Source organism: Clostridium ljungdahlii (assembly GCF_001636845.1).
GTDB classification, from domain to species: domain Bacteria; phylum Bacillota; class Clostridia; order Clostridiales; family Clostridiaceae; genus Clostridium_B; species Clostridium_B ljungdahlii_A.
Map to the genome: position 1 here is coordinate 129,946 of NZ_LITT01000065.1, position 12,379 is coordinate 142,324.

Here is a 12,379-nt window from a genome sequence, read left to right on the forward strand (position 1 = left end):
TTATTATATTACGATTAAAATGACATATTGACTATAATATAGACTATGTTAAAATGTAAAAAGACGCATAATTCAACTTTAACATATATACAGCTAGGGAGGAAAGTTATGGGAGCAATAATTGAACTAATGAGACCTAAGCAGTGGAGTAAAAATTTTTTTGTTTTCGCTGCAATTATTTTTTCAGGAAATTTTTTACACACTAGTGTATTAGAGAATAATATATTAACCTTTATTTTATTTTGTATGACATCTTCTACTATTTATGTATTAAATGATATTGTAGATGTTGAAAAGGACAAGTGTCATCCTGATAAGAAGAATAGACCTATTGCAAGTGGCCGTGTATCTAAAAATAAAGCTATCACCTTAGATATAGTATTACTTATTTTAGTAATATGCCTTACTTATATATTTCTAAATATAGAAATTTTACTTATTTTTTTGTTGTATATTATAGTGAATATATTCTATTCCTTTAAACTTAAAAATTTAGTTATAATAGATGTTATGACTATTGCTTTTGGATTTGTATTAAGAGTTGAAAGTGGAAGTATAGCTACAGGGGTTCAGGTTTCACCCTGGTTGTTTTTATGTACGATACTTCTAGCACTGTTTTTAGGTTTAAACAAAAGAAAAAGTGAGATTGTAACTTTAAAGGACAAGAGAAGTTCTTCTAGAAAGATATTAGAGAAATATTCAATTGAGAATATTGATAAAATGTTAACTATAGTGAACCCATCTGTACTTATGGCTTATTGCCTGTATACTTTTAGTTCCACACAAAGTAGAACTATGATGTTTACCATACCCTTTGTGTTGTATGGCATACTTAGATACGAATATCTAATGGATAAGGAGAACATAGGTGGAAAACCAGAGGATGTATTTCAAAAAGACATACCTTTTCTTGTGGATATATTAGCATGGATTATAGTTGTTATAGTTATAATATACTTTAAATTATAGAAGGGAAACCAGTTTTAAATGAAATCTAATGTTTTTGAATACAATTACTACCAATCAAAAAATGATACATACAATAATAACAATGGGTATTATTGTATTATGATGGCTTTAGGTATGGTCCTATCCATATTGTGGGTGATTTTTGTGAATGCTAAGCCATTTTCAGATTTTGATTACTATTATAATTTGGCAAAGGAAATATCAAGAGGTCTTCCTTGGGGAGATACATATACTTCTGTAGGATATCCTATAGTTTTAGGAGGAATATTTAAACTATTTGGAACTAGTGTATTAACGGCTAAAATATTTAATTTGTGTATTACTTTTATAAATTACTTGTGTTTTAAGTTTATCTTATCTAAGGTGAACTTAAAAGAGATAGATAGGAAAATAATATTTGGATTATTTGTATTGTTCCCTAATAACATACTTTTTAACAGTATTTTAGGTACAGAACTTATTTTTACAAGTATAATGCTTGCGGTCACTTGTCTTTATTTTAGCGATTTGAGACTTAAGTATTTTTTTATAGGAATACTTACAGGACTTAATACAATAGTGAAGCCTTTTTTTATAGTATTTTTCTTTGCTATATTTTTAGTAGATGTAATAAAGCATAAAAAGTTGATTCGGGCTTTGAAAAATTCTCTTATTGTTCTTATAATGAGTATAATTGTTATTTCTCCTTGGATATATAGAAACACAAAATTAATGGGACAACGTACTTTTGTATCTAATAATGGTGGAATAGTACTTTATATAAATAATAACTCACAAAATCATTTGGGAAGATGGATGCCTGCAGCAGATGTGGAAGATTCTATTGTAAATAAACCTGAATATAAAAAGGCAAATAGAACAGAGCAAAATAAGATGTTGAGTGATGCTGCAAAAAAATGGATAAAAAGCCATCCTGTTGATTTTATAAAATTGGGATTTAAAAGATTGCTTAATACATATTTTTGGAGTGATGATGTAACGTATAGTACTTACGGTAGTGGGGTTAATAAGAGCTATATTCACACTTTGTTTGTAATTGATAATATTGTAAGGTTAATTGTGTTTTTATCCACTATTATATATGTTTTGTTATATTCATTAAGGACACTTTATAGTATATTTAAAGGCAGAAGTGATGAATTAGATAAATTTAAACTTTATTTAATAATGTTATTTTTTATGTTTACCTCTGTTTATTTTGTAACAGAAGGGCAAGGGAGATATTCTTTCCCAGAAATATTTATAGCTGTTTATTGCTGTTATTTTTCTTTAAAATATTTATTGCATTTATTATTGAAAGTTAAGGGGATAAGGGCATGATTGTATTGATATTAATATCGGTTTTTTTGGGAGCCATTGGACAGGTACTTGTAAAGTATGGGGCAGTAAATCTTAATTTAAACTTTACTATAAAATATTTAATCCCAAGTATTTTAAGCATATTAAAAAACTTGCCCGTTATGCTAGGAATTGTATCCTATGGATTAAGTTTTTTACTATGGATAAAGGTTCTGAGTAGGGTAGAATTAAGTTACGCTTATCCTATGGTTAGTTTAGGATATATAATAACTATGGTGTTTTCTTATTTTATGTTTAAGGAAAACGTATCTTTTATAAGAATATTAGGAGTAGCTTTTATAATGCTTGGGGTGATACTTGTTTCAAGAAGTTAGAATAAAAAACTCTGACTTATCTTATTATAAATAAAGAATGTTGTAAATTAAATTGTAATGGAGGAATGAAAATGATATTGTCAAAAAAAGCTGAAAAAATTCAACCGTCTATAACTTTAGCTATAACAGCTGAAGCTAAAAGAATGAAATCAGAGGGAATTGATGTAATAGGTTTTGGAGCAGGAGAACCTGATTTTAATACACCAGAAAATATTCAGGAAGCTGCAATAGAGTCTATGAAAAAAGGGTGCACAAAATATACTCCAGCATCTGGTATTTCAGAGCTGAAAGAGGCTATTGTTAAAAAATTTAAAAAAGATAATGAACTGAGCTATAATACAAATCAGATTATAATATCTACAGGGGCAAAACAGTGTCTTTCAAATACATTTTTAGCTACATTGAACCCTGGAGATGAGGTTATAATACCTACACCATATTGGGTAAGCTATCCCGAACTAGTTAAACTCTCAGATGGTGTGCCTGTATTTGCAGATACAAAAGAAGAAGATGGATTTAAGTATACTTTAGAAACTTTAGAAAAAGCGTATACTAAAAATACTAAAATGATTTTATTAAATAGTCCTAATAATCCAACGGGAACTATTTATTCAAAAGAAGAACTTGAAATAATAGCTAATTTTGCAAAGGAAAAGGATTTGTTCATTTTATCTGATGAAATATATGAAAAATTAATATATGGTACTAATGGACATATAAGCATAGCAAGTTTGTCAGAAGATGCTTACAACAGAACAATAGTTATAAATGGAGTTTCAAAAACATATGCCATGACAGGGTGGAGAATAGGCTATGCTGCAGCAAATAAGAATATAATTAAGGTAATGTCTAATGTACAGAGCCATACTACTGGAAACCCTAATTCTATAGCACAATATGCAGCTGTGGCTGCTTTAAATGGAAAAGATACTCAGATTAAAAGTATGGTAAGTGAGTTTAAAAATAGAAGAGATTGTATGGTAAGTAAAATAGATAAAATGAAAAATGTTTCTTGCTTGAATCCAGAAGGAGCTTTTTATGTAATGTTAAACATATCAAATCTTCTTGGTAAAACTATAGATGGTGTAGTAATAAATAATTCTTTAGAATTTTCACAGAAATTATTGGAGAAAGAAAAAGTAGCAGTAATTCCGGGTCTGGGTTTTGGACTAGATGGATACATAAGATTATCCTATGCTACATCCATGGAAAATATACAAAATGGAATGGATAGGATAGATAAGTTTATATCTCAATTAAAATAGCATATGGCAGTTTTTGTCATAGAACAAAAAAATTGTATTGAAACGTAAACAAACAATGGTATAATAAGTAGGGAAAGATTTGTCACATTGTGGTATATAATATTAAAGCATAGAGGTGAATTAAATGATTTCTAAAGAAGTTATAGTTAAAAGTTCCACAGGATTACATGCAAGACCTGCAACTCTATTAGTAAAAAAAGCTTCTTCATTTAAATCAGATTTATCCATAGAATTTGATGGAAAAAAAGCTAACATAAAGAGTTTAATTGGAGTTCTTTCATTAGGAGTAACAAAAGATTCTAAAGTTAAAATTACTGCATCAGGTAATGATGAATCACTAGCAGTAGAAGAGATTATTAAATTAATAAACTCACTAGAAGAGTAAGATAATAAATATAAGACCTATATAAAAGTATAGGTCTTATATTTATTTATAGCTTTTTTTGGCTTTAAAAAATAGTATAATCATATCTATTCCTGCAGTTCCTATAAGTATATATAGTATTCTTCCAATTAAATTAACAGGGTCACCAAATAAAATCTCCACTATGTTAAAATCTAATAAACCTATGAGTCCCCAGTTTATGGCCCCGATAACTACTAAAATTAAAGAAACTTTATCTATGATACTAAGTTTATACATATTTTGTTTACTAGGTGGGTAAATTTACCCAAGCCCAATAAAGTTCACCTCTTTCTTTTTTATTAGTTCTTAATTAAAGTATATTAACTATATAATAAAATAGAACAGTTTGTACACTTTATTTATTGGACAAAATTTGTTCGATCTATTATTTTAGTGAATATAAACGTGTAATATAGCAAAAATATATGTTATAATATGAATAATAAAAAGAATTATATTACATACGTACGGAGGTATTTTTAAAATGAGAGACACATATACAACTCCTTTAAACACAAGATATGCATCTAAAGAGATGAGCTATATATTTTCTGATGAAAAGAAATTTAAAACTTGGAGAAAACTTTGGGTAGCTCTTGCAGAGTGTGAAAAGGAGCTTGGACTTAATATAACTTCTGAGCAAATAGATGAGCTGAAAGCTAATATGGAAAATATAAATTATGAAGATGCAAAAAAAAGAGAAAAGGAAGTAAGACATGATGTAATGAGCCATGTATATGCTTATGGACTACAATGCCCGAAAGCTAAGGGAATAATACATTTAGGTGCAACTAGCTGTTATGTGGGGGATAATACCGACCTTATAATTATGAGAGAAGCCCTTCATATAATAAAGAGAAAAGTTATAAATGTAATAAGCTATCTTACTAAGTTTGCTTTAAAATATAAAGATATGCCAACTTTGGGGTTTACTCATCTTCAACCTGCACAGCTTACTACAGTAGGAAAAAGGGCAACTTTATGGCTTCAAGACCTTTATTTAGATATTGAAAATATAGAATTTGTCATACAAAATATGAGATTTAGAGGTGTAAAGGGAACTACTGGAACTCAAGCTAGCTTTATGGAACTTTTTAATGGAGATGAAGAAAAAGTAAAAAGATTAGATACAATGGTAACTAAGAAAATGGGATTTGAAAAGGAGTTTATGGTTACAGGACAGACTTATACTAGAAAACTTGATTCCATAATATTAAATACCCTATCAGAAATTGCCCAAAGTGCATATAAGTTCAGCAATGATTTAAGAATATTGCAGAATATGAAAGAGATGGAGGAGCCTTTTGAAAAAAATCAAATAGGATCTTCTGCTATGGCATACAAGCGAAATCCTATGAGATGTGAGAGAATAGGTTCTCTTGCAAGGTATATAATAGTAACAGCTTTAAATCCTGCTATAACGGCTTCAACCCAATGGTTTGAAAGAACCCTTGATGATTCAGCAAATAAGAGAATATCTATACCAGAAGCCTTTCTAGCTCTTGATGGAGTGCTAAACTTATATATGAATGTATCAGAAAATATGGTAGTTTATCCCAAGGTAATTGAATCTCATGTGGCTTCTGAACTTCCTTTTATGGCTACAGAAAACATAATAATGGAAGCTGTTAAAAAAGGTGGAGACAGACAGGAACTTCATGAGAGAATCAGGGTTCATTCTATGGAAGCAGCTAAAATGGTAAAAGTTGAAGGAAAGAAGAACGACTTATTGGAAAGAATAATAGGAGATTCTTTCTTTAAGATGAGTGAAGAAGAGATACTTTCACTAGTGGATTCTAAGAAGTTTATAGGTAGGGCACCTGGCCAGGTAGTTGACTTTATCCAGCAGCAAATAAAACCTCTTCTTGATAAAAGCAAGGATATTTTAGGAGAAGAAGCTGAAATAGATGTTTAGGTATTTTCTTTCAAATGCCTTAAGTTATAGAATAAATATGTAAAAATAAAAATTAAATCTGCAACTTAAATTAAAGCCTTCATATTCTAATACTATAGGATTACCCTATAGCCTTAGTTATGGAGGTGTTTTAAATTGTCCAGAAGAAATAATGCAGATGATTTAATGCAATTAGCTTTATATATGGTTCCAAAGTATATGAAAAGAATACAAAAATATAATAAGATGTATGCTAATTCTGATAATGAAAAAGAGTACTATGAGCAGGAATATGCTGACAATAAAGAAATATTTGATTTTATACAGAAAAATATTATAGAAAAAAATAAAGATCTATTAAAAAGTGAATCAGAAGATAAGACTAAAAAAATTGCTGAGAAAACTGATACGAAAGATAAAGATGTAAAAGAGAAGAAAGAGGAAAAAGATAAGTCAGAGGAAAAGAAGGAGAATAATAAAAAGGAATTATCAAAAAAACATAGTTCCCATAGAAAAGAAAAAAATTTGAAAAAGCTGAATGGAGAAATTAAAAAAGATGGTACTATAATGTTTAAAAATAAGTGTCTTTTAAACTGTAATTCAGGAGTAATGGGTTTGCTAAATAAATTGGGCAGTGAAAAATTAGACTTGTATGTTAAAAATGATACAAGTGATATTTTTAAACAGGTAAATGTAGTGCATTCAGATGGGGAACTTGTTAGATTTAATGGTGGGGATTCTTATATTGTAGTACCTATAAAAAATATAGTAGGATTGTATTCTACTAAACTGTCATCTATAGAAAAGCTATCGGAGGAAGACAACTATAAAATTAGCTGTCCCCTTGAAAAAACTATGAGAGAGTATTTTAGTTCTTTAAAGGGAAAAGCTATAGAGATTTGTACAAAGGGTGGAGAAAGCTTTAAGCATTTAAAAAATAAAACTGTTACAAATGTGGGTAAAGGATTTGTAATAGTAGATAATAATACAATGGTAACATTTTACAATATACTATTTGTAAAAGAATTAAAGAAAGCACAGGGGACATCAGAGCAAAAAATTGATAATAAAAACGTACCTAAAGTATAGGTACGTTTTTATTATTGAGCATTTTTTAACTTTTCAATACCAATTTCTGTTCTCTTTATAGATTCTTCTTTGCCAATAATATCAGCTATTTCAAAAGCGCCACCAGGGGTAGATTTTTTACCAGAAAGGCCAATTCGTACAGGCCATAGTACTACTCCATTTTTAACGCTCATTTCTGATATTAAGTCCATGCAGCATTTTTCTATATTTTCAAAAGTCCAGGGTGATAGTTCCTTAAACTTTGGAAGAATTTTTTCAAGTACTGTAAGTGAGCTTTCCAAATTTGATTTCATTCTTTTGTGCACATATAGGTCTTCAGTGTATTCAGGGAGTTCCTCAAAGAAATCTAGGAAGTCTGGTATTTCACTCAATACTTCAACTCTTGTCTGAAGTAAACTACTTATCTTTAAAAAATCTAAGTCCTTTGAAATTACTTTCTTATAATAAGGAAGGGCAAGAGAATTGAAGTCTTCTAAAGGCAGCTTCTTTATATATTCACCGTTCATCCATTTGAGTTTTACATTATCAAATATAGCAGGTGATTTATTGATATTTCTATAGTCAAATTCTTTTACAAGTTCCTCTAAATTAAAGATTTCCTGTTCACTCCTTGGATTCCATCCTAAAAGTGCTATATAATTAAGCACAGCTTCCTTTAAATAGCCTTTTTCTATCAAGTCCTCAAAAGATGCATCACCGTTTCTTTTACTGAGTTTATTGTGTTCATCTTTCATTATAGGGGGACAGTGAACGTATATTGGAATTTCCCATCCGAAAGCTTCATATAATCTATTGTATTTAGGAGCAGAAGACAGATACTCGCTTCCTCTTACTACATGAGTTATTCCCATAAGATGATCGTCTATTACGTTTGCAAAATTATAAGTAGGATATCCATCTGATTTTATAAGTATCATGTCGTCTAATTCAGAATTGTCCACAGATATGTTACCGTAAATTTCATCGTTAAATGAAGTAACACCTACCTCAGGATTGTTTTGTCTTATAACATAGGGAATTCCCGATGCTAAATTTTTTTCTATTTCTTCTTTTGAGAGGTGTAGGCAGTGTTTATCATATTTATAAGTATCTGAATTATTTCTGAGTGAATCTAGTCTTTCCTTTGTACAGAAACAATAGTACGCTTCCCCTTTTTCTATAAGTTCTTTTGCATATTTTAGGTAAACATCAGTTCTCTGACTTTGTACGTAAGGACCAACAGGACCTCCTATATCAGGTCCCTCATCATGTTTAAGACCTGTAGTTTTTAAAGTATCATAAATTATATCTAGAGCGCCTTCTACAAACCTTTCCTGATCTGTATCTTCAATTCGGAGTATGAAATCCCCACCTGCATGTTTTGCAATTAAGTATGTATACAGCGCAGTTCTTAAGTTCCCAACATGCATATATCCTGTTGGACTTGGCGCAAATCTCGTTCTAACTTTAGCCATTTTTTTCACTCCCATTATTTTAAAGTAAAAACCTTTCATCTATTTTAGACGAAAGGTTGTAAGTTTTCTACTACCCTTAAATAATATAATAATAGAGATTTTGTGTCAAGCGGGTTTATTATGAACTTATTTGTAAAATAGAGAAAATGGATATTAAATGTAGATAATATTAATATATGAAAGGAAAATAAGTATATCATAATAAATGGGCGTGAAAATAAATTTGACATATATGATGTCTATTGATATAAATAATATAGCACATATATTATTTATACAGCATATATTTTAAAATATAAAGATAAATGTTATTTAATAATAAAATAAAAGTACATAAATTTTTTATAGGGGGAAAAGATAATGTCCATAAAAGTTGGAATTAATGGTTTTGGAAGAATAGGAAGGTTGGTTTTGAGAATTGCCCAAGAAAAATTGAAAGAAAATATTGAGATTGTAGCAATTAACGCGAGAGCAGATAACGAAACTTTAGCACATCTTCTAAAATACGACTCCTGCTACGGAAGATTTAATGGAAATGTAAAGGCAGCAGAAGATTCAATTATTGTAAATGGTTCTAAAATAAAAGTGTTTAGAGAAAATGATCCTGAAAATTTACCTTGGGGTAAATTGGATGTAGATATAGTTATAGAATCCACAGGGAAGTTTAAAGATAGAGAAAGTGCATACAAGCATATAAAAGCTGGAGCAAAAAAAGTTATAATTACGGCTCCTGCAAAAGATGAAGATATAACTATAGTTATGGGGGTAAATCAAGAAAAATTTGATGTTGAGTCTCATAATATTATTTCAAATGCATCCTGTACAACTAACTGTTTAGCACCTTTTGCTAAAGTATTAGATAATAATTTTGGAATTATAAGAGGACTTATGACTACAGTTCACTCTTATACAAATGACCAACAATTGCTTGATAAAACTCACAAGGATTTGAGAAGAGCTAGAGCTGCAGGAGAATCTATAATTCCAACTACTACTGGAGCAGCTAAGGCAGTGGCAAAAGTATTGCCTAATTTGAAAGGAAAATTAAGTGGTTTTGCACTTAGAATACCTACACCTACAGTTTCAATTACAGACTTGGTTTGTGAACTTTCAAAGTCTGTTACAGTAGAAGAGGTGAATGAAGCTTTTAAGAGAGCTTCTGAGGGATCTATGAGAGGAATACTGGGATATTCTGAAGAACCACTGGTGTCTATAGATTATAAGGGAGACGATAGGTCTTCTATAGTAGACGGTCTTTCAACTATGGTGTTAAAGGATAATATGATTAAAGTAGTATCTTGGTATGATAATGAATGGGCTTATTCCTGTAGAACTGTAGACTTGGCAAATTATATTGCAGGTAAGATGGAGAAATCTAGTGAAAAACCTATTGATATGGTTGCAGAAGGAGTTTAAAATATCAATCAAACTTTCCTACAGATGAAATCCAATAAAAAAATTGTTCCTATGAAATTTCATGGGAACAATTTTTTATCTCAAATTAGCTTGACTAGTTTTTCGTACAAACTATTATAAATAACGACGCCTTTTATTATGCCTTATCTTTATACATGCTAGTATAAAAATAAATATCAATAGCAGTATAAAAATTGCAGCGTAAAAGGAAATAACATTTTTGTCTAAGGCTTGTTTTGGTAGATCTGAATAAATATTATAATTCTTGGAGAGTTCACGTTGGCTTACAGTAAGTGTTCCCAGGGGAACTTCACCTTTTAGAGCTTCCACAGAAGTATTTTTGATGTTTATCGTTTCTTTCAAGTCTTTTTTATTTAAATCATTATCATAATATGTTACATCATCTTTAATTTTAATAGGTACTTCTAAGCTTTTTTTAATACCTATAAAAGAAATAGGATTGTAACTAACTTCTTTTCTTCCTATTATAGAATCCTTTTTATGTAAAACAATGGGTTGTTTTGAATAACTCCAATTTATTATTTTTTCCATATCATTAAATACATAACTGTCAGCAGGATCATAAACTGAGCCCATTACGACTCCTACCATTTTCCTTCCATTCCTGTCATAAATTGCAACTAGACATCTTCCAGCTGGATCGGTATATCCAGTTTTACCTGCAATGCAGCCATCTTTGCCTAAAAGTTTATTTGTGTTTTTGATAGGAAAAGCAAGTCCTTTTGTAGTTTTTATAGTATTTGCAGGCCTTTCCATAGCCTTTTGTATACGTGGAATTTTAAAGGCTTGTCTTGCTATAACACTCATATCGTAGGGTGTAGTATAGTGATTTGGATTATGGAGACCATTTGGTGTTACAAAGTGAGTATTTTTTAAATTTAGTTTTTTTACTTCTTCATTCATCTTGTCAGAAAATGTAGGGGCATCCTTAGATACATTTTCTGCTACGACGTATGCTAAGTCATTGGCAGAATACATTAAAAGCCCATCCATTACATCTTCAGCAGACATGGTATCACCTACCTCTATTGCGTGTAGATCTCTATTTAAAGAGGACGGTGGTTGAGCTTTAGCATCAGCTGTGTATGTTAGCATATCCCCTGGCTTTTTATTTTTTTCAAGAAGAATAGCTGTTAAAAGTTTTGTAGTGCTGGCAGGGTACATTTTAATATCTGCATTTTTTTCATATATTATTTCATTTGTCTGCATGTCCACTGTTATGGCTGCTTTACCATATATTTCAGGTAGAGCAGTTGAATTATCAGCAAGAACATTAAAAGATAAACAAAATATGAAAATAAATGTAAGTAATAAACTAGTATTTTTACATTTCAAAGTACATCACTCCACTTATTTAATATTTATGTATATGTTTTATTAAAAACATTATATAATTAATCATGACATTTTAAAGTATAACATTATAAAATTCATTTTACAATTGAGGATTATTTGATTTTAGGAGGTAAACAATGATAGATAAAATAAATGATATATTTAAATCTAGAAAAGCAAATATGATTGGACATTATAATAAAAATTCAGTGATGATTCCCTTATGCAGCAGAGATGGAGAATTAAATTTATTATTTGAAGTAAGGTCTTTAAATTTAAAACATCAGCCTGGGGATGTATGTTTGCCTGGAGGAAAAATGGAGAAGGGAGAGACTCCAAAAGATACAGCTATTAGAGAGACTATGGAAGAGTTGAATTTAAATAGGGAGGATATAGAATTTATAGGAGATATGGATTACATTGTCACTCCCTATAATTTTATAATGTATCCTTTTGTATGCAAGCTAAATAGGGAAGATATAAGTCCAAGTAAGGAGGAAGTAGATCATGTATTTATGGTGCCTCTAAATTTTTTTATGGATAAAGAGCCTGTGATACATGAAATTGAGATAGTTCCACACCCGAAAGATGACTTTCCCTATAATCTCATAATAGGTGGAGAAAACTACAAATTTAGGAGAGGGAAAATGCCATCATATTTTTATATATATAAAGATTATATTATATGGGGATTTACGGCACTAATAATAAAGAAATTTACGGATATAATTGTATCCACCAAATAACCCTTGATAATTCCGATTAAACCCTGCCGATTTCCACTAAAGCCTGATGGCAACCCCGTAAGGGGTGTAATTAGAGATACAACAAAAATTAGAGCTGAGAGTAAAACTCTT

Annotated in this window: 12 protein-coding genes; 9 read left to right on the plus strand and 3 right to left on the minus strand. The window is 30.0% G+C overall.

The window, feature by feature from the left end; genetic code table 11:
- The first annotated feature begins 108 nt into the window (after positions 1-108).
- The 5 genes from WY13_RS20180 to WY13_RS20200 all read left to right on the plus strand — a co-directional run bounded on the left by WY13_RS20180 (position 109) and on the right by WY13_RS20200 (position 4,292).
- Positions 109-969, plus strand: a complete 861-nt coding sequence (locus WY13_RS20180; protein WP_063557336.1) for a decaprenyl-phosphate phosphoribosyltransferase — start codon at positions 109-111, stop codon at positions 967-969.
- 18 nt (positions 970-987) lie between these two features.
- The gene (locus tag WY13_RS20185) at positions 988-2,289 is read left to right on the plus strand and encodes a hypothetical protein (protein WP_063557337.1); all 1,302 of its coding nucleotides are present in this window, start codon (positions 988-990) and stop codon (positions 2,287-2,289) included.
- Positions 2,286-2,642: an EamA family transporter gene (locus WY13_RS20190; RefSeq protein ID WP_063557338.1), complete on the plus strand. Its 357-nt coding sequence runs from the start codon at positions 2,286-2,288 to the stop codon at positions 2,640-2,642. The genes WY13_RS20185 and WY13_RS20190 overlap by 4 nt, the downstream gene beginning before the upstream one ends.
- A 71-nt stretch (positions 2,643-2,713) precedes the next feature.
- The gene (locus tag WY13_RS20195; protein ID WP_063557339.1) at positions 2,714-3,907 is read left to right on the plus strand and encodes a pyridoxal phosphate-dependent aminotransferase; all 1,194 of its coding nucleotides are present in this window, start codon (positions 2,714-2,716) and stop codon (positions 3,905-3,907) included.
- A gap of 124 nt (positions 3,908-4,031) precedes the next feature.
- Positions 4,032-4,292, plus strand: a complete 261-nt coding sequence (locus tag WY13_RS20200; RefSeq protein WP_013238000.1) for an HPr family phosphocarrier protein — start codon at positions 4,032-4,034, stop codon at positions 4,290-4,292.
- Between the two features lie 42 nt (positions 4,293-4,334).
- Here the strand turns inward: WY13_RS20200 and WY13_RS20205 are convergent, their stop codons facing one another.
- Positions 4,335-4,550 (minus strand): DUF378 domain-containing protein, encoded by a 216-nt coding sequence (locus tag WY13_RS20205; protein WP_023163138.1) that lies wholly within the window; start codon positions 4,548-4,550, stop codon positions 4,335-4,337.
- Between the two features lie 247 nt (positions 4,551-4,797).
- On the opposite strand from WY13_RS20205, the gene purB reads away from it, so the two are divergent.
- The gene (gene purB / locus WY13_RS20210) at positions 4,798-6,228 is read left to right on the plus strand and encodes an adenylosuccinate lyase (protein WP_063557340.1); all 1,431 of its coding nucleotides are present in this window, start codon (positions 4,798-4,800) and stop codon (positions 6,226-6,228) included.
- A 135-nt stretch (positions 6,229-6,363) separates the two neighbouring features.
- Complete coding sequence (locus tag WY13_RS20215) at positions 6,364-7,296, plus strand: hypothetical protein (RefSeq protein ID WP_063557341.1); 933 nt, start codon at positions 6,364-6,366, stop codon at positions 7,294-7,296.
- A gap of 11 nt (positions 7,297-7,307) precedes the next feature.
- On the opposite strand, the gene gltX is transcribed toward WY13_RS20215, so the two are convergent.
- Complete coding sequence (gene gltX, locus WY13_RS20220; RefSeq protein WP_063557342.1) at positions 7,308-8,750, minus strand: glutamate--tRNA ligase; 1,443 nt, start codon at positions 8,748-8,750, stop codon at positions 7,308-7,310.
- A gap of 360 nt (positions 8,751-9,110) precedes the next feature.
- Here gltX and gap point away from each other — a divergent pair, with 360 nt between their 5' ends.
- On the plus strand, positions 9,111-10,166 hold the full coding sequence (gap, locus tag WY13_RS20225; RefSeq protein ID WP_063557343.1) for a type I glyceraldehyde-3-phosphate dehydrogenase: 1,056 nt from the start codon (positions 9,111-9,113) through the stop codon (positions 10,164-10,166).
- Between the two features lie 114 nt (positions 10,167-10,280).
- Here the strand turns inward: gap and WY13_RS20230 are convergent, their stop codons facing one another.
- A complete protein-coding gene (locus WY13_RS20230; protein WP_063557344.1) occupies positions 10,281-11,522 on the minus strand; it encodes a D-alanyl-D-alanine carboxypeptidase family protein in 1,242 nt (413 codons plus the stop codon).
- Between the two features lie 137 nt (positions 11,523-11,659).
- On the opposite strand from WY13_RS20230, the gene WY13_RS20235 reads away from it, so the two are divergent.
- Positions 11,660-12,268: an NUDIX hydrolase gene (locus tag WY13_RS20235; RefSeq protein WP_063557345.1), complete on the plus strand. Its 609-nt coding sequence runs from the start codon at positions 11,660-11,662 to the stop codon at positions 12,266-12,268.
- The last annotated feature ends 111 nt before the right edge of the window (positions 12,269-12,379 follow it).

Excerpts from the sequence above, each read along its gene's own strand:
- WY13_RS20195 (WP_063557339.1), top strand. The coding sequence starts at position 2,714 with ATGATATTGTCAAAAAAAGCTGAAAAAATTCAACCGTCTATAACTTTA.
- WY13_RS20205 (WP_023163138.1), bottom strand. The coding sequence starts at position 4,550 with ATGTATAAACTTAGTATCATAGATAAAGTTTCTTTAATTTTAGTAGTT.
- WY13_RS20190 (WP_063557338.1), top strand. The coding sequence starts at position 2,286 with ATGATTGTATTGATATTAATATCGGTTTTTTTGGGAGCCATTGGACAG.
- WY13_RS20180 (WP_063557336.1), top strand. The coding sequence starts at position 109 with ATGGGAGCAATAATTGAACTAATGAGACCTAAGCAGTGGAGTAAAAAT.
- purB (WP_063557340.1), top strand. The coding sequence starts at position 4,798 with ATGAGAGACACATATACAACTCCTTTAAACACAAGATATGCATCTAAA.
- gltX (WP_063557342.1), bottom strand. The coding sequence starts at position 8,750 with ATGGCTAAAGTTAGAACGAGATTTGCGCCAAGTCCAACAGGATATATG.
- WY13_RS20185 (WP_063557337.1), top strand. The coding sequence starts at position 988 with ATGAAATCTAATGTTTTTGAATACAATTACTACCAATCAAAAAATGAT.
- gap (WP_063557343.1), top strand. The coding sequence starts at position 9,111 with ATGTCCATAAAAGTTGGAATTAATGGTTTTGGAAGAATAGGAAGGTTG.
- WY13_RS20200 (WP_013238000.1), top strand. The coding sequence starts at position 4,032 with ATGATTTCTAAAGAAGTTATAGTTAAAAGTTCCACAGGATTACATGCA.
- WY13_RS20235 (WP_063557345.1), top strand. The coding sequence starts at position 11,660 with ATGATAGATAAAATAAATGATATATTTAAATCTAGAAAAGCAAATATG.